Below are 16,811 nucleotides of genomic sequence, written 5' to 3'. Positions count from 1 at the left end.
TAAAAAAACCTATGCCACTTAACCTGACATAGGCGGTCTATCCCCGATGGGTGTCCGTTCTTATAAGCTTTTTATAATATCTTTTTTTCCTTCAAAACGTTTTCGTTGTTTTAATGAATCTACTGTATAATCAACATAGATATCCTTTTCCAGCCAATCAGCTGATTGAATAGAATCTGCTTCTAACAGATAATAGGTTTCAACTGGGACCTCTGCCGATTTTAATACTAGGTAGCGTATTTTCCAGTATTCATCATCAACAATCATGTCATCAATGACACCTAATTTCCCATCGCTTGCATGTACCTTCATTCCTATTGCATCAGCTTCACTGCGTAAATCATATTCCGTATTTTCGTATGACTGTAATTCATTTGTAAATTCACTTCTCTCGGAAGCATGATCGGCGAATGGTGCAAATGGACGATCCTGCGCTCCCCATAGCATCGTGCCAAACCAATATCTGCTCCATCCATAATAACCAGTTAGGGTAGATTCGGTATCCCTAGTCAGTGGCTGATTATCTGGAATAGACGGACTGTTCCTAATCGTTCCCTTATCATAACTAACTTCCACCAGCTTCTCCATTTCGTTGAGCTTTACAAATGAAGTTGGTGATAAATATACATTCCTGCCCGGTAACCATTTTCTTGTATCAATAATCGCATACCGGATTGCCCAGCTATGATCATCAAAGTAAAGATCTTGAATTTTCCCCATTTCTCCATCAGTCGCATCAATTCTGTAATCTTTGAGTTCTGAAGTATAATACATCATCTTTTTTTCCTCCTAAAAAGCATGATATAGATAGATTCCCGTCTTCGTTTTTTTCAAACAATAAGGCTTTAGACATAACTAAAACGTTTACTCAAAAGACGAACGATTAAATATTGGATGGTTGAAACGTTACATTTCCAGCGGGGGGATCTTAATACATAGTTGACGTAAAATGCGACGTAAATTTTGCATTTTACGTTGCCCTTTTGCCCCGCAGCCCGTATACACTACGCTTTCCGTGGGCGGCTGATGAACCTCCTCACGCTGACGCGCTCCGGGGTCTCACCGATGCCTCATCTCCCACAGGAGTCTCCGTGTATACGGGCTGCTAGTATGAGGGTATATGATTTTTCTATTTCATTCTACTCATATTTGCAATGGGTTTATATGCTGTTGGGTTATTTTATTTTTCTTCTCAAGCTAGTTTTTAAAGGAATATGAATTACTGTGTACTCATATTTCACTGCACTAGTCCGGGATCAAGGATTAAAACTTAATTATTAAAATGATTTACGTCGTAGTTTACGGACAATTAACAGTAAAGATTACGAATACCCAATAGAAAAATCCGAACTAATACAAATTCTAATTGAAGAATTCATAGTTCGGATTTGACTAAAATACTTTTATCCCTGCCTCATCTTCCCATCATAATGTTCGTAAAAATAGTCAATGGGAATAAATAAGCCAACTTTTCCATGGTCCTTGTGATCCAATGTTGCAAATACGACACCAATTACCTCACCTTGTTGATTAATAACCGGGCTGCCGCTATTTCCCCGATATACTGGAGCATCAATCATAAGCACGTTATCATTCCAATCATTCAATTTCGTAAAACCAATAATAGTCCCTTTATTGGCAATACCATTGAAATATAATGGGTTTCCGATAAAATAAATTGATTCATCAGGTTTAAAATCTGCTTGCTCGGCCAGCGTTAAATGTGGAAGGTTTTTCCCTTCCACGTCCAAAACTGCTAAATCAACATCCGGGTACTCACCAATAACTTCTGCATGATAAAATTGATTATTAGGAAAAGCAACCGAAACAGATTCCCCACCCTCAATGACGTGATGATTTGTAAGGATGATTCCGTCACTTGAAATGGCAAAACCAGTTCCCTTACTATCACCAGTTTCAACAACCACAACTGCCTTCTTATACGTACGGATCTCATCTTGAGCTGATAATTTAGCAGATGTAATCAAAAAATCAATTGCTGGTATGGAAAATGTTTTCGGTAATAATGCGACGAGATTGAATACCATCGCAAGTGCAATTAACCAAAACGCCCACTTTGGAAATGGGCGTTTTGGTTTAGGGTTTTCTTTTTCTTGTTTAGAACGAGCAAGTGCTTTTTGCCGTTCTTGTTCAACAAGCATGATCAATTCTTCATCATCAATTTCTTCATATAAATCATCATCAATTACATCGTGGTCATGTCGATTCCTATTAGTCATAAGACACCCCTATGATTATACAGCCTCTCTCGCTTTCCCCTGCTGCATTTGATACATTTGATGATACAGACCTTTTTCACTAATCAGCGCTTCATGATTGCCCTTTTCTATTATTTTACCATGTTCTAAGACAAAAATTGTATCAGCTTGCTGAATAGTTGATAATCGGTGCGCGATAACAAGTGTCGTTCGCCCTTTTTTTAATACATCCAATGCTTTCTGAATGATGCTTTCTGTTTCCGTATCAATATTAGCCGTCGCCTCATCCAGGATTAAAATAGCTGGGTCGAACGCAAGTGCACGTGCAAATGATAATAGCTGACGTTCGCCTAATGAAAACGTGCTGCCGCCTTCAGTAACCTTCTCATCGTATTTATGCGGCAATTTTTCAATAAAACGATCTGCTCCAACTGCCTTTAACGACTGAATTGCCATTTCCCGGGTAATACGGGGGTCATTCATCGTTACATTTGAAATAATCGTTCCGGAAAATAAAAATGGATCCTGAAGTACGATTCCCATATAACTTCTCACCTGCTGACGTGACCATTCCTTCGTTTTTTGTCCATCAATCATAATGGACCCCTTTTGCGGGTCATAAAAACGGAACAGCAAATTCATGATGGAGCTCTTACCTGATCCTGTATGCCCCACAAATGCCGCGGTTTGGCCCGCCTTTACTTCAAAGGACATATCTTTTATGACATAGTCTTCATCATTGTATGCAAACGATACATGATCAAATCGGATGTTCCCGCGATACTTCTCAATTTTATCGTTGACGACCTCTTCACCATCACGATCAATCAGCTCGAACACACGTCCCCCTGCTACCCTTGCTTGCTCAATTAATGGCAGCTGATTAACAATATCTGTTACAGGTTCAAATAAGCGGTTCAAGTAGTCCACGAAAGCATAAAGCAGACCTACTGAAATGATGCCTCCAGGCTCAAATGAAATGAAGCCAAAATACCAGATAAAACCTACAAATGCTAAATTACGAATTACCGTTACGAGATTATACGAGGTTAACGCACTTAATTTAACCAGTTTACGTTGATACGTAAAATTACGCTCATTTAATACTTCAAATTCTTCTTTCGTTTTCTTCTCCCTGCTAAATGCCTGTATGATCGGCATACCTTGAATTGCTTCATTTATGTTACCATTTATTTCACTTACTGTTTGGCGGATTACTTTATTGTATTTCGTACCAAAATGCTTATATACTTTCATCCAGCCATAGATTAACGGAATAAGCAACAAGCTAATTGCTGCCAGCTTCACATCTAATATAAACAATGCCGCAAAAATCCCCGCCATATAAATAATACTTGTAACAACAATCGATAATACCCGTTCATATAAATCACGGATTGCTTCTGTATCGTTTGTGATACGGGCAACGATTTTTCCTGCAGGCTGATCTACATAATAATTAATCGGAATCCGCTGCGTGTGTGCGAATATATCATTACGCATTTTTTTAACAATCTGATTGGACACTTTTTGCAGCAAAAACGTTTTAAAAAATTGAAAAAACGCTGCAATTAATAGTAATGCCATATATAATCCTAACAAAAATAGGATTGGTCCTCTCTCAGGCTTAAAAAACGGATAGATATCAGCTAATGAGAGTTTCTCTCCATGTGCTGTAACGGTTTCCTCTGCAGTTGTGATTGAAATTGTGTTCCCTTCTACGCTGCGTTTACCTGTAAGAGGTACATCCCCTTTAACAAAATAATAATCTTTTTCTACTTGCACTATCGTAGCAAGCTCTCCTGTTTGATCTGCTTCTGTTAATCGATCAGCTCGTTTATAGTAATTTCCCTGATAGGAAACGGTGTATTTATCATCATTCTGCTCAACCATTTGCCAATTGCCTTCCACCCCAAGAATGTGGTCATCAATCACCTTCTTTGCGATTAATGGACCTGCAAGTTCAAGTGCAACAGCAATTACTAAGCAGATTAAGCCAATAATAATGCTTTTCTTAAAGTCGAGTGCATAGCGCAATAACCGTTTTTCAGTTGATGGTTTCATTAGGAGATCACCTCCTCATTTTCCAGCTGCTGCAGCTGATATTGTTCTTTATACCAGCCATCAAGCTTCATTAACTCCTCATGTGTACCTTCTTCTGCGATTCTTCCACCCTCGAGCACAATAATATGGTCCGCATGTGTAACGGCTGACATCCTATGTGCAGCGATAAATGTCGTTTTATTTTTGCGTTCTTTCCGTAAATGTTCAATAATCTTCGCCTCAGTTTTACCATCAACAGCCGACATTGAATCATCTAAAATGAGAATTTCCGGGTCTTTAATAAATGCCCGAGCCAATGCTACACGCTGCTTCTGACCACCAGACAGCGTCACACCGCTTTCGCCAACCTGTGTATCCAGTCCATTCGGAAGCTGTTTAATATCATCCAAAAAGTGTGCCAAATCCATGACACGAAATATTTCTTCATCGGATGCATCCGACCTGCCAAATTGAATATTTTCACGGATCGTCTTCGAAAACATGATCTGATCCTGTGGGACATAGCCAATCCAGGAACGAATTTGTTCTAAACTGATTTCATTATGATCAACGCCTGAGATGGTGAGATTCCCCACTAGTCCAGGATATTGGCGTAGCATTAATTTAAACAGTGTCGTTTTACCTGCACCAGTTTTACCAACAATACCAATTGTTTGACCACGTTTAACGTTTAAATTTACTTTAACTAATTGATTCTGTTTTGAAGATGGGTAGGAAAATGATACGTCTGTAAAATCAATTGAATTAACCAATGAAACTAATTTCGGATTCTCTGCATCCTTCACATCAGCATCATAACCCAGCGTTTCATTTACACGATCCAATGATGCATTACCACGCTGTAGAATATTGATTAATTCCCCTACTGCAAACATAGGCCAAATCAGCATTCCGAGATAAACGTTAAATGTTACTAAATCACCTAAGGTAATCAAATTTTCAAAAACAAGAAGTGCTCCGTAACCAAGACCAATTGTATAGGATAAACCAACCAGAATTTTCATTGTCGGTTCGAATAGCGCATCGATTTTTGCAACTTCAATGTTTTTTTGGTAAACATCCTCTGTCATTTTCTGAAACCGTTTCTCATCCTGTTTTTCCTGAACAAATGCTCTTATGACGCGGACACCGCGAATGGACTCTAATACTTCATTATTCATATCACCAAATGCAGCTTGTGCCTTTGTAAACCTGGCATGAATCGATGCACCGTATTTATTCATTACAATTGCCATAATTGGTAATGGAATAAGTGCAGCAAGGGTTAGCTTCCAGCTGATTGTAAAGCCCATCACAGCAACAATCATTAACATGAATATACTTGAGTCAACTAAAGTTAAAACTCCAAATCCTGCTGTTAGCTGTATCGATCGTAAATCATTTGTTGAACGAGCCATTAAATCTCCTGTTCGATATTTCCCAAAAAATGTTGGTGTCATCCTTAAAAAATGATCCATCAGCCTGCTCCTGGTCCATCGTTCGAGGATAGCTGCTCCACTAAACAATGTATAATCCCATAAAAATGAAATTGCATAATGGATGAACGTTAATACTAGATATCCCGCGATGAGCATAACCAAAAGCTTCACTGTCAACGTTTCGAACTGTATTTCATCGATGGAATACCCAACCAATTTAGGCGGTATTAAACCAATCGCACTAGCTATGATCAAAGCCACTATTGCAAATACATAGCGCTTCCAATAATGTTTAAAAAACCAGTCTAATTTCTTAAAAACCTGAAACATCCAAATCACCTACTCTGCCTAAAATCCAATAATGTTTTAAAATTAAAGCCAATCTATAGTTTAATCATTTACATGTTCATTGCCCCTCAAATCCAAATTAATAAATTTTTCCATTAAAAAAGCATACGCGCCCGTGACGTATGCTTCGTAACTATGGGGAAATCTCCATAAAATCACAAAAGGGCCACAGACACATGTGACCCTTACAAAAACAAGAATAAAAAATTATGTATTGCTAGAATACGTTTCGATTACCCTTGAAGGCCACACGAAATATTAAATTGCGATTGTTTTTCATCTGAATTCTTTTTTCCATTGTCGTGACCTCCTCTCACTTTGATTCTCAATAATTATAGTATTGGGAAAATTTAAAGTCAATATCTTTTTTAATTTTTTTTAAATTTACTTCAACAAATTAGAATTGTAACCGAAATTAATAATGTAATGGTACAATTGAATCATGGCATTTATAATGAATTTGGCCTATATTCTAGGGGGAAATATTATGTTGGGCAAAAAAAATAAACAAAACAGTATACAGGAAAAGCTAAACCAGGCAAATGAGAAAATTAAGCAGCTGGAAAAAGAAAAAACAGCCATAACTCAGGAAAATAAACTTTTCCTGGATCAGTTTGAAAAGAACTTATTACATACAATCGAACAGCATGAGCACGTGAACACACAGCATCATGATTTAGAAGACCTTATCGTACAAATTAAGCAGCATTTTGAAGAAATTCAATCACTTGGCGAGGAATCAAGTGAGCATTCCAATCAATTGGTTGAAAAAGGTAATGGTTTAGTTGATTCATCCGATTCATTAGCCAAGCAATCCGAAGAATATCAAGAAATAGTCGAGAAAAACAAACAATTGATGGATAGTCTTGAAATGCAAATGACGAAAACCGCGGGAAGCATGCAGGAGCTTGGTGAACATTCCAACACGATTAAAGAAATTGTTCAGGTTATCAGCGAAATTGCAAACCAGACAAATCTATTGGCATTAAACGCATCAATAGAGGCAGCACGTGCTGGTGAACATGGGAAAGGCTTTGCAGTTGTTGCAGCAGAGGTTCGAAAACTTGCAGAAAACACAGCAGAAAGTACGCATCATATCGATGAGGTAACAACAACCATTCAACAAAAAATTCACGAAGCAGAACAAGACACTTACGAAAACCAAAAAACATTACAATCATCAACAGAGATCAACAATAAGACTGTCAATATGCTAATTGAAATGGCGTCCATTGTTCAAACTGTAAAGTCAAACACACAGGATGTACTGGAAAACATTAATAGTCAAAACGAGCTTACCATGGAAATGGTAAACTACATTGATAAAACAAACGATTCGTTCGATACAATCAAACAGGCTATTATCCAGCACATTGAAGACGCAACAGTTGTAGATAAGCAATTAGCATCTGGTGTTGAAGGAATCCAGGGATTAGCTAAGCAATAAGGGAAAAGTTGAACTGTGTATGAGCCTGAGGAGCTATCAGTATCATGTTACTGGAACTACAAAATCATACGCTCTACAATGCCTTACGAAAGGTGTCACTTGAAGGACAATCTGCATCCTTCATTCAAAGAATGGAAATCTACCAGCTGAAATTAGCAAAATACTATCAGAATATAATTCAAAAAAAGAGAATCGCTCAAAAAGGAGTGATTCTCTTTATATTATCTTGCTGTCTGTGTTTTATTTTTGTCATTTGGTCTGGTATTGCCTTTGCTTAATCCTAGTTCCACCATTTTAAATACTTTCTCAAAAGGGATTTGTGTTGCTTCCGCTATTTGTTCGATTGAAACATGAGGATGTTTTAAAATATAATTTTTAACTCTATCACTTTCCATTAGGCATGCAGTACACATCATAAACGGGCTGGATTCCATTGGTTTTGCACATAATCGACAATTTCTAACAATATACCCCATCTACTCACCCCTTATGCCTTTTATTATTTCCATAATACACCATAATTGCAAAATGAACAATATAATGTAGAAATATTTCGAAAAATGATTCTATGTATTCAGTATATGACAAAAGACTCGGATATCTATTTATTATCCTAGAATTATGTATAATAGCCTTGAACTGCCCGCCTCTTTACCCGTAATGCTGATGCTAAAATAAGTCATTTATTTATTCTAAAGGGCATTCATCCTCCCTCAAAAAAAGAGACCGGGACGTAACTAAAATGAACAAACGATTACAGGATAGGACGGTTAGAACGGAACATTTCCATCGGTAGGTTCTTAATACGTAGTTAAAATAAAATGCGACGTAATATTCTCGGGTCGCCGTCCGGGATCGCTGCGGGCGGATGCGCACCTTAGGGCACGGCCTCAGCCTCCTCGAGAAAACCACTCTTTGGTGTCATCGGACTCGTGCTTTTCTGAGCAGGAGTCACCGCCCGCAGCGATGCCGGACTAGTGAAGTGGAATTAATATATATCGGTACATGCATAGATTGTAATTATTAAATATAAAGTATCTATAATATCTTTAAGAAATCATGATTACGTTATAAATACACTTACTAGCAGCCTGTATACACGGAGACTCCTGTGGGAGATGAGGCATCGGTGAGACCCCGGAGCGACGAGCAAAACATCCACCGAATAAGCTACGAGTTGTGAGGAGTGCAGCATCACCGAAAATGCTTGCAACACGACGAACACCCAGCGTGAGGAGGCTCATCAGCCGCCCACGGAAAGCGAAGTGTATACGGGCTGCGGGACCAAAGAGCGTCCAAAATAATGCAAAATCACCACAAGTATTTACGTCGCATTTTACGGATAAAAAGCAGTAGAATTTTACGGATATACAAAAAGAAATATCCGAGCGAATACAAATTCTAAATTGAAGAATTCATAGTTCGGATATCTCTTAGACTAAAATACTTTTAAGCTTTCCTTGTTCTGCTGCGATAGACAACATAATTTCTTCTCATATATCGAAGTGGTAAACTAAACACATGTACCAGTCTTGTAAACGGCCAAACCACTGCAATTCCATAAAACGCTGAAACATGAATCTTAAACCATACAGGCACCGAAGCCATAAGCTCGGGCTGTACATGAAATACAAATAACCCTCTGAGCCATGGCGCAATTGTCGTTCTGTAATCAAATCCATGTGCATCTATATTGGCAAATGTCGCAGAAATTCCAGAACCGATAACGATTAATAGAAAGAACAGAACTGCCCAATCGCCTTTAGATGAAGTAGCTCTCACACGTTTAACTGTGAATCTACGGTAATATAGTAATATTAGCCCAACAAACGCAGCAATTCCGGCTGGGATACCAAACACGAGTGCAACGGTATGATACATATGCTCTGAAATTCCCAGTGCGTTATAAAGCTCAACAGGTACAATTAATCCTAGAAAATGTCCGCCAAACACGATTAATATTCCCCAATGAAATAATTGTGACCCTATCTTGATACTTTTCTTGTCTAAAAACTCACTTGATTTTGTACTCCAGCCAAACTGATCACGCTGATAGCGATAAATATGCCCACCGATAAAAATTGTCAGGACAATATAGGGAAAGATCCCCCACAACAATAGGTCAATTAAGTTCATTGCTATCCACTCCTTCTGCACTTGCAGCAATTCCCGCATGGTTCATAACTTCCTGCAGCGCTTCAAGCAGCAATACATAATCACTTTCAGCCTTTTGAAGCTGAATCCTTATCTCATCAATATTTTTGTAGTACATCTGTAGAAGCTCGGAACTGATTGGGACAGGAACCAGTGCACAAAATTCGAGCATTAACGGTAAATAATCCGGTAGCTCCTTCTCTGAAGCATGAAATCCATTTGACTCATAAAATTTCTTTAGCTTCAGCAATTCAAGTCCACGTTCACGCTGTTCACCCAATTTTAAATACGTAACATATAAATTAGTAATTTTCCCAAAGTCAAAGTATTCGATGTAATGATCTATCCATTCTTCATACGACAAACATTCTGCCCGCTTAAGAAATGACTTGATTTTTTCCTTGACGGTTATATCTTGCAGGTCATTAATGGCGGAATTTATTTCTGGCAGAACCTCTGCTCTCTCTTTATCGGGATATTGTAATAGGAATGAGATTACTTGATAACCCATCTTTATTTCCAGTTCATTCATATTTATCACCCTTTCAATTCGAAAACTGGTTTATGCTAAAACACCGCAGCTTCCCGGTCCGCCTGCAAAGTCCAAGCCGCATGCACCTTGTTCGCTATAGGCATCTTCAGCAACCTCTTTATGGCTTTTCGGTATAACAAAACGGTCACTGTATTTAGCAATTGCCAATAAGCGGAACATTGTTTCAATTGCTTGTTCATTCAAGCCTAATTGATGAATCAGCTCAATGTTAAAGCTTTTTCCCGTTTGCTTTGCACGCATATAATTTCGCATGACTGCCATTTTCTTTAATACTGTACGAATCTGTTCTGTATCACCGGCTGTTAACAGATTAGCAAGGTATTCAATTGGTATACGCATTTGGTCAATTGCAGGGAAAATATCCTCTGTATCAGCAGTGCTTCCTTTTCCTTCAATTACGTTCATAATTGGACTTAATGGCGGAATATACCAAACCATTGGCATTGTCCGGTATTCTGGATGTAATGGCAAAGCAATTTCCCAATCAATTATCATTTTATAGATTGGCGATTGTTGTGCTGCGTCAATCCAGTCTTCAGGGATTCCTTGTTTCTTCGCTTCCTTTATGATTTCCGGATCATGTGGATTAAGAAAGATACCAAGCTGTGCTTTGTATAGATCCCGATCGTTTTCAACCGATGCCGCCTCTTTTACACGATCAGCATCGTAAAGCATAACCCCAATGTAACGAATCCTTCCCACACATGTTTCAGAACAAATCGTCGGCTGACCATTTTCAATTCGTGGATAACACATCGTACATTTTTCTGCCTTATTCGTTTTCCAGTTAAAATATACTTTTTTATACGGGCATGATGTAACGCAATGACGCCAGCCGCGGCAAGCGTTTTGGTCAACTAGGACGATACCATCCTCATCACGTTTGTACATCGCACCTGATGGACATGAAGACACACATGATGGATTAATACAGTGTTCACAGATCCGCGGAAGGTACATCATGAATACATCTTCAAATTCTGTTTTAATCGATTCTTCCATTTCTACTACGTTTGGATCACGGAGTCCTGTAATATGACCGCCAGCAAGGTCATCATCCCAGTTTGGACCCCATTCAATATCCATAAACTCATTCGTAATAGTAGATTTAGCACGTGCCACTGGCTGATGCTTTTTCTCCGGACTATTTGTTAATGTTTCATAATCGTATGTCCAAGGCTCATAGTAATCTTCCAGTGTTGGCTGATATGGGTTGTAGAATAGATTCAATAGACGATTAACCTTACTGCCGGATTTAAGGCGAAGTTCACCATTTTCCACTTCCCATCCGCCACGATATTTCTTCTGGTCCTCCCATTCTTTTGGATAACCGACACCGGGTCTTGTCTCCACATTGTTAAAATACATATATTCTGCACCCGGACGATTTGTCCAGGTGTTTTTACATGTAACACTGCACGTATGGCAGCCAATACATTTATCCAAATTCATTACCATTCCAACTTGCGCCTTAATTCTCAAGCCAGTCAACCTCCTCTAATTTACGAATGATAACATTTAAGTCACGCTGATTTCCTGTTGTTCCATAATAGTTAAATCCGTAGCTTAATTGCGCATAGCCACCAATCATGTGTGTTGGTTTAACATGAATTCGAGTCGGACTATTATGTGTTCCGCCGCGATTTTGGGTTAGCTTCGTACCAGGAACATGGATGTGGCGATCCTGTGCATGGTGCATAAATGCTACCGTTCTGGGAATGCGGTGTGACACAACTGCACGGGCAACAACTACACCATTTCGGTTAAAGCATTCAATCCATTCATTATCTTTCACATCAATTTCTTCTGCATCATCTTTGTTGAGCCAAATCGTTGGACCACCCCTGAACAATGTCAGCATTGGCTGTGAATCAAAATACATGCTGTGAATGGACCATTTATTATGTGGTGTCAAATAATTCAGCACAATCTCTTTTCCTTCTACCTTTGGACGATCGGCCCGAAACGGTGTATGGTCAAGAATCGGTTTAAAGGTTGCCATTGATTCACCGAATTCCTGCATCATTTCATGGTCAAGATAAAACGATTGTCTCCCGGTAATTGTTCTAAAAGGAATCATTCGTTCTATATTTGTTGTGAATGGAGAATACCTTCGTCCACCCTTTTCCGAGCCGCTAAATGCAGGAGATGTAATTACTGTTTTTGGCTGTGCAGTAATTTGATCAAATGTAAAGCATTCTTCCGCACGTTCTTCGGCAAGATCGGAAAGCTCCAAGTTTGTTTTCTCTTCTAATGCCTTCCATGCCTTAACAGCAACTTTCCCGTTAGTTGTAGATGAAAGCATCAATACTGCTTCACACGCATCACGTGCGGATGTAATGTCTGGACATCCATCCGCTATACTTCCATTCCGAATGGTACCGATCGTATGTTTAACCTTTTCATATTCTTCTTTCATTTCCCAATTGATACCCTTGGTTCCATAAGGCTTCGATCCGATATTTGGTCCAAGTCCAGTCATTTTGCTGTAGAGCTGTTTGTAATCATATTCCACTACATGAATTTGCGGCATGGTTTTTCCAGGAATCGGCTCGCATTCACCTTTAGACCAGTCTTTAATTTCACCAAATGGTTGGGCCATTTCCTGTGGTGTATCATGCAGTAATGGTGTTGCTACAACCTCTTTTACCGGTTCCATCTCTAATTCTTCAGCTAAATTAGATACACCTTTTGCAAGTTCTTTAAAAATATCCCAGTCCGATTTTGACTCCCAAGGTGAAGCAATTGCCGGGTTAAATGGATGAACGAATGGATGCATATCTGTGCTTGACAAGTCATGTTTTTCATACCATGTTGCTGCAGGCAGAATAACATCGGAATACAATGCCGTACCAGCCATCCGGAAATCTAAGTTGATTAATAGGTCAAGCTTTCCTTCCGGTGTTTCATCACGCCAAGTAATTTCTTCTGGACGTAAACTGTCTTCATCCGAATTCAGCAATCCATGTGTTGTACCAAGTAAGTGTTTTAAGAAATATTCATGCCCTTTACCGGAGCTGGAAATCAAGTTCGCCCGCCATACAAACAGGTTGCGCGGGAAGCTTTCTGGTGCATCAGGATCCTCAATAGCAAATTTAAGCTTGCGTTCCTTTAATTGCTGTGCAACATAGTTTCCGATATCTTCTGAAGTTTCGCAGCCATTCGCAACAGCTTCCTTATAAACGTCTATCCCGTTACGATCAAATGTCGGATATGCCGGCAGCCAGCCTAGTCTTGCTGCAAGAACATTATAGTCCCCATAATGCTCATAGCGAGGCTTATCAACAGTTGCTGCCGTTAAGCTGCTGACCGGGATCTCTTCATAACGCCACTGTCCAGTTGCAAAATAGAAGAATGATGTTCCGTTCATTAGCTTTGCCGGGCCATGCCAGTCTTTTGCAGTTGCAACATTGGTCCACCCTTCAGCAGGACGTAATTTTTCCTGACCTACATAATGAGCCCAGCCGCCACCATTGACACCTTGTGCGCCGACCAATAAAACCAAGTTAACGACTGCCCGGTAAATCGTATCTGAGTTATACCAATGGTTAATCCCTGCTCCAACAATTATCATGGAGCGGCCCCCAGTATCAACAGCGTTCTGTGCGAATTCACGAGCAATCTTAATGATTAATTCACGTTTAACACCAGTTATTTTCTCTTGCCAAGCAGGTGTAAATGGTGTTTCATCGTCATATGATTTCGCAGCTTCTCCACCGATTCCGCGGTCAATTCCATAGTTGGCAAGCATTAAATCGTATACCGTTGCTACATATGTTTTCACTCCATCCAGTTCTACAGTTTTAACTGGAACGGCACGATGCAGCACACTGCGTTTTTCTGCATCGAAATATGGCATATTAACGATCGCAATTTCATCTTCTTGTCCTAAAAAGCTTAATGTTGGTTCAATAGCTTCCTCTGTATTTTCATCAACTAAATGTAAGTTCCATTTTCCTTTATCATCCCACCGTGACCCCATTGTCCCTTGTGGAATAGCAAAATTGTTTGTTGCTTTATTAAACATTGCAGGTTTCCATTCACTGTTTTCCGATTCCTTTCCTAGATCCGCTGCATGTAAAAATCGGTCTGCCACATAATGATCCTTGCCTTTTTTCAGGCGAACAACAAATGGAAAGTCTGTATATTTTTTAGCATACGATTCGAAATATGGCTGCATATTTTTGTGATAGAATTCATTTAAAATAACATGCCCCATCGCCATTGCTGCTGCACCATCAGTCCCTTGTTTCACGCTCATCCAATCATCTGCAAACTTGGTTGATTCTGCATAATCAGGACTAACAGATACAACTTTCGTACCTTTGTAGCGTGCTTCCACCAAGAAGTGTGCATCCGGTGTTCTTGTTAATGGAACATTAGAACCCCAAGTCATAATATAGCCTGAATTAAACCAGTCTGAGCTTTCCGGTACATCGGTTTGATCACCCCATATTTGCGGTGAGGCAGGTGGTAAGTCAGCATACCAATCGTAAAAACTGAGCATTGGGCCACCCATCAATGACATGAAACGGCTGCCCGCTGCATGGCTGATCATCGACATCGCTGGAATTGGAGAAAAACCAACGTTACGGTCTGGGCCATATTTTTTAACAGTATAAAGTGTGGATGCCGCCACAAGTTTTGTTACTTCATCCCAATCAGCACGGATTAGTCCGCCTTTACCTCTAGCACGTTTATATAGATTTGCTTTTTCCGGGTCTTCTACAATGCTTGCCCATGCTTCTAATGCATTTGAATGATTGTCCAAAGCCTCACGCCAAAGCATTAACAGTTTTTTTCGTATATATGGATATTTCACTCGCAATGGACTGTAAATATACCAGGAAAAGCTAGCCCCGCGAGGACAGCCGCGTGGCTCAAATTCCGGCATGTCGGGTCCTGTTGTTGGATAATCAAGCTGCTGCCCTTCCCATGTAACAATTCCGTCCTTTACATAAATGTTCCAGCTGCACGAACCCGTACAGTTTACACCATGTGTACTTCGGATTACTTTATCATGCTGCCATCTTCTTCTATATACATTTTCCCATTCTCTGTTGCCCTCTTGTAATTGGCTGTGATTGTCGGAATATGTTTCTTTTGGTTTCATGTACGTTAGTCTTTTCCATAATGGAGAATGTTTCTTTTTCACAGGAATTCCCTCCAAGTTCAAGTTATAGGCTTTACTTCGCTCTATGGCTTAATTAAAACAGGGAATCTAAATTATAACTGTGAAAAATGTCACACTTATTACCGGATTCATTAAATAGACACTTTTGTATCTTTAAATGTGATAATTGTCACGTTTACGAATTCATATCCACAACCATGCATATCCGCTTTAAGATGGGGTTAATAAATGTGTCAGAAATGGTATAATTTATTTTGTTGTTTCTTGTAAAGCCTATAATTGTGATATTTTTCACAGAAATTCGCGCAACCCCATGCTATTTTTTATACGAGATTATTAAAAGTGTTTTTGATTGGATGTGTTAACAATGTTACTGAAGGGGCCTTATAAAAAGATCGAGCCCGCATCGGGTGCAATTATTATGGCTAATGGAATTTTTTTGATTGGTGCGGTAGATGCTTTTCCTTTTCTGGATATCCAAATAGGAAAATATTTAGCTTTTATGCTGCTTATTACATGGATTGTTATTTACAAATCACTGTCTGTCCAATTTTTTCATCGCGATTTTTTAATTCCATTTATTCAGCACCCCGTCAATTCATTTGTAATTGGCACTTGGATTGCAGGTGTTTCCGTTTTATGTAATGTATTCATTAAATACTTCCCGGAAATTTTGCTGATTACCCAGGCGATGGGAATACTGAACACGTTTTTATGGTTGTTCTTTCTGATGAATTGTTTCTACAACTTTAAACAGCTTTTATCCGATCATCAGGACTACCCGGTACACGGCGCAATATTGTTATCTACAGTTGGAACACAATCTATTATTATCCTGTTAAATAACGTATTTTTTAGATTTCCAGTATACTTTTCTGAAGCAATCATTATTTTAGGATTCATATTTTATCTGGCAGGTATGATGTTAATAGGAAATCGCTATATAAGACAAAAAGGTTGGACATTAGCAGATGACTGGGCAAACACAAACTGTATTATCCATGGTGCATTATCGATTACAGGTTTAGCCATTGTTACGACAAATACCTTTACACCAGAATTTGTGACAGTTTTTTGGATAATCGTATTTGCTTTATTAATTATCGTGGAGGCTATTGAGGTAATTCGAGCAATAAAACGTATTAAATTATACGGCTGGAACAAAGGAATATTTACTTATCAAATAACTCAGTGGTCCCGAAACTTTACCTTTGGCATGTTTTATACCTTTTCATTAGTGATGCACAAAAATCCTTTTTATCCAATAGACGATCATCTTTTTCAATTCCAAGAACAATTCATGCGCTTTTGGGCTTGGGTTGTATTACTGGCATTAATTGGACAAATCGCAGTATATGCAAAATCGCGTATAGAAGCTTTTTCTGCAGGGAAAAATAGGCAAATACAATAACAATCAGCATGCATAGTCGTGGCCGGGACAAAAGTATTTTAGTCAAAGAAAAATCCGAACTAT

The 16,811-nt window shown here is 39.0% G+C and carries 11 protein-coding genes; 2 read left to right on the top strand and 9 right to left on the bottom strand.

Features of this window, described 5'->3' with window-relative positions; translation table 11 throughout:
* Nucleotides 1-60: 60 nt before the first annotated feature.
* The 4 genes from IEV74_RS16965 to IEV74_RS16950 all read right to left on the bottom strand — a co-directional run bounded on the left by IEV74_RS16965 (nucleotide 61) and on the right by IEV74_RS16950 (nucleotide 6,031).
* Nucleotides 61-777, bottom strand: a complete 717-nt coding sequence (locus IEV74_RS16965) for a PRC-barrel domain-containing protein (RefSeq protein WP_188456560.1) — start codon at nucleotides 775-777, stop codon at nucleotides 61-63.
* Nucleotides 778-1,403: 626 nt separating this feature from the next.
* Nucleotides 1,404-2,240, bottom strand: a complete 837-nt coding sequence (locus IEV74_RS16960; protein WP_188456559.1) for a S1C family serine protease — start codon at nucleotides 2,238-2,240, stop codon at nucleotides 1,404-1,406.
* Nucleotides 2,241-2,255: 15 nt separating this feature from the next.
* On the bottom strand, nucleotides 2,256-4,283 hold the full coding sequence (locus tag IEV74_RS16955; RefSeq protein ID WP_188456558.1) for an ABC transporter ATP-binding protein: 2,028 nt from the start codon (nucleotides 4,281-4,283) through the stop codon (nucleotides 2,256-2,258).
* Entirely contained in the window at nucleotides 4,283-6,031 is a 1,749-nt protein-coding gene (locus IEV74_RS16950; RefSeq protein ID WP_188456557.1) for an ABC transporter ATP-binding protein, read from the bottom strand. Before IEV74_RS16950 ends, IEV74_RS16955 begins: the two co-directional genes overlap by 1 nt.
* Before the next feature lie 505 nt (nucleotides 6,032-6,536).
* Here IEV74_RS16950 and IEV74_RS19955 point away from each other — a divergent pair.
* A complete protein-coding gene (locus IEV74_RS19955) occupies nucleotides 6,537-7,496 on the top strand; it encodes a methyl-accepting chemotaxis protein (RefSeq protein WP_308419012.1) in 960 nt (319 codons plus the stop codon).
* 221 nt (nucleotides 7,497-7,717) lie between these two features.
* On the opposite strand, the gene IEV74_RS16940 is transcribed toward IEV74_RS19955, so the two are convergent.
* From IEV74_RS16940 to IEV74_RS16920, 5 genes are all read right to left on the bottom strand, one after another.
* Complete coding sequence (locus IEV74_RS16940; RefSeq protein WP_188456555.1) at nucleotides 7,718-7,972, bottom strand: hypothetical protein; 255 nt, start codon at nucleotides 7,970-7,972, stop codon at nucleotides 7,718-7,720.
* Nucleotides 7,973-8,945: 973 nt separating this feature from the next.
* Nucleotides 8,946-9,632 (bottom strand): respiratory nitrate reductase subunit gamma, encoded by a 687-nt coding sequence (narI, locus tag IEV74_RS16935; protein ID WP_188456554.1) that lies wholly within the window; start codon nucleotides 9,630-9,632, stop codon nucleotides 8,946-8,948.
* The gene (gene narJ / locus IEV74_RS16930) at nucleotides 9,619-10,182 is read right to left on the bottom strand and encodes a nitrate reductase molybdenum cofactor assembly chaperone (protein ID WP_188456553.1); all 564 of its coding nucleotides are present in this window, start codon (nucleotides 10,180-10,182) and stop codon (nucleotides 9,619-9,621) included. Before narJ ends, narI begins: the two co-directional genes overlap by 14 nt.
* Before the next feature lie 30 nt (nucleotides 10,183-10,212).
* A complete protein-coding gene (gene narH, locus IEV74_RS16925; RefSeq protein WP_188456552.1) occupies nucleotides 10,213-11,685 on the bottom strand; it encodes a nitrate reductase subunit beta in 1,473 nt (490 codons plus the stop codon).
* Nucleotides 11,675-15,358, bottom strand: a complete 3,684-nt coding sequence (locus tag IEV74_RS16920; RefSeq protein ID WP_188456551.1) for a nitrate reductase subunit alpha — start codon at nucleotides 15,356-15,358, stop codon at nucleotides 11,675-11,677. Before IEV74_RS16920 ends, narH begins: the two co-directional genes overlap by 11 nt.
* Before the next feature lie 400 nt (nucleotides 15,359-15,758).
* Here IEV74_RS16920 and IEV74_RS16915 point away from each other — a divergent pair, with 400 nt between their 5' ends.
* The gene (locus IEV74_RS16915; protein ID WP_188456550.1) at nucleotides 15,759-16,748 is read left to right on the top strand and encodes a TDT family transporter; all 990 of its coding nucleotides are present in this window, start codon (nucleotides 15,759-15,761) and stop codon (nucleotides 16,746-16,748) included.
* Nucleotides 16,749-16,811: the final 63 nt, after the last annotated feature.

This window comes from Virgibacillus oceani, assembly GCF_014638995.1.
GTDB lineage: Bacteria > Bacillota > Bacilli > Bacillales > Amphibacillaceae > Virgibacillus_E > Virgibacillus_E oceani.
Note: the sequence above shows the minus strand (reverse complement) of the source record. Positions and strands in the feature narration are given on the sequence as shown.

What these genes read in the sequence shown, in the direction of transcription:
- narJ (WP_188456553.1), bottom strand. Translation starts at nt 10,182, where the DNA reads ATGAATGAACTGGAAATAAAGATGGGTTATCAAGTAATCTCATTCCTA.
- IEV74_RS16955 (WP_188456558.1), bottom strand. Translation starts at nt 4,283, where the DNA reads ATGAAACCATCAACTGAAAAACGGTTATTGCGCTATGCACTCGACTTT.
- IEV74_RS19955 (WP_308419012.1), top strand. Translation starts at nt 6,537, where the DNA reads ATGTTGGGCAAAAAAAATAAACAAAACAGTATACAGGAAAAGCTAAAC.
- IEV74_RS16950 (WP_188456557.1), bottom strand. Translation starts at nt 6,031, where the DNA reads ATGTTTCAGGTTTTTAAGAAATTAGACTGGTTTTTTAAACATTATTGG.
- IEV74_RS16960 (WP_188456559.1), bottom strand. Translation starts at nt 2,240, where the DNA reads ATGACTAATAGGAATCGACATGACCACGATGTAATTGATGATGATTTA.
- IEV74_RS16940 (WP_188456555.1), bottom strand. Translation starts at nt 7,972, where the DNA reads ATGGGGTATATTGTTAGAAATTGTCGATTATGTGCAAAACCAATGGAA.
- IEV74_RS16965 (WP_188456560.1), bottom strand. Translation starts at nt 777, where the DNA reads ATGATGTATTATACTTCAGAACTCAAAGATTACAGAATTGATGCGACT.
- narI (WP_188456554.1), bottom strand. Translation starts at nt 9,632, where the DNA reads ATGAACTTAATTGACCTATTGTTGTGGGGGATCTTTCCCTATATTGTC.
- IEV74_RS16915 (WP_188456550.1), top strand. Translation starts at nt 15,759, where the DNA reads ATGGCTAATGGAATTTTTTTGATTGGTGCGGTAGATGCTTTTCCTTTT.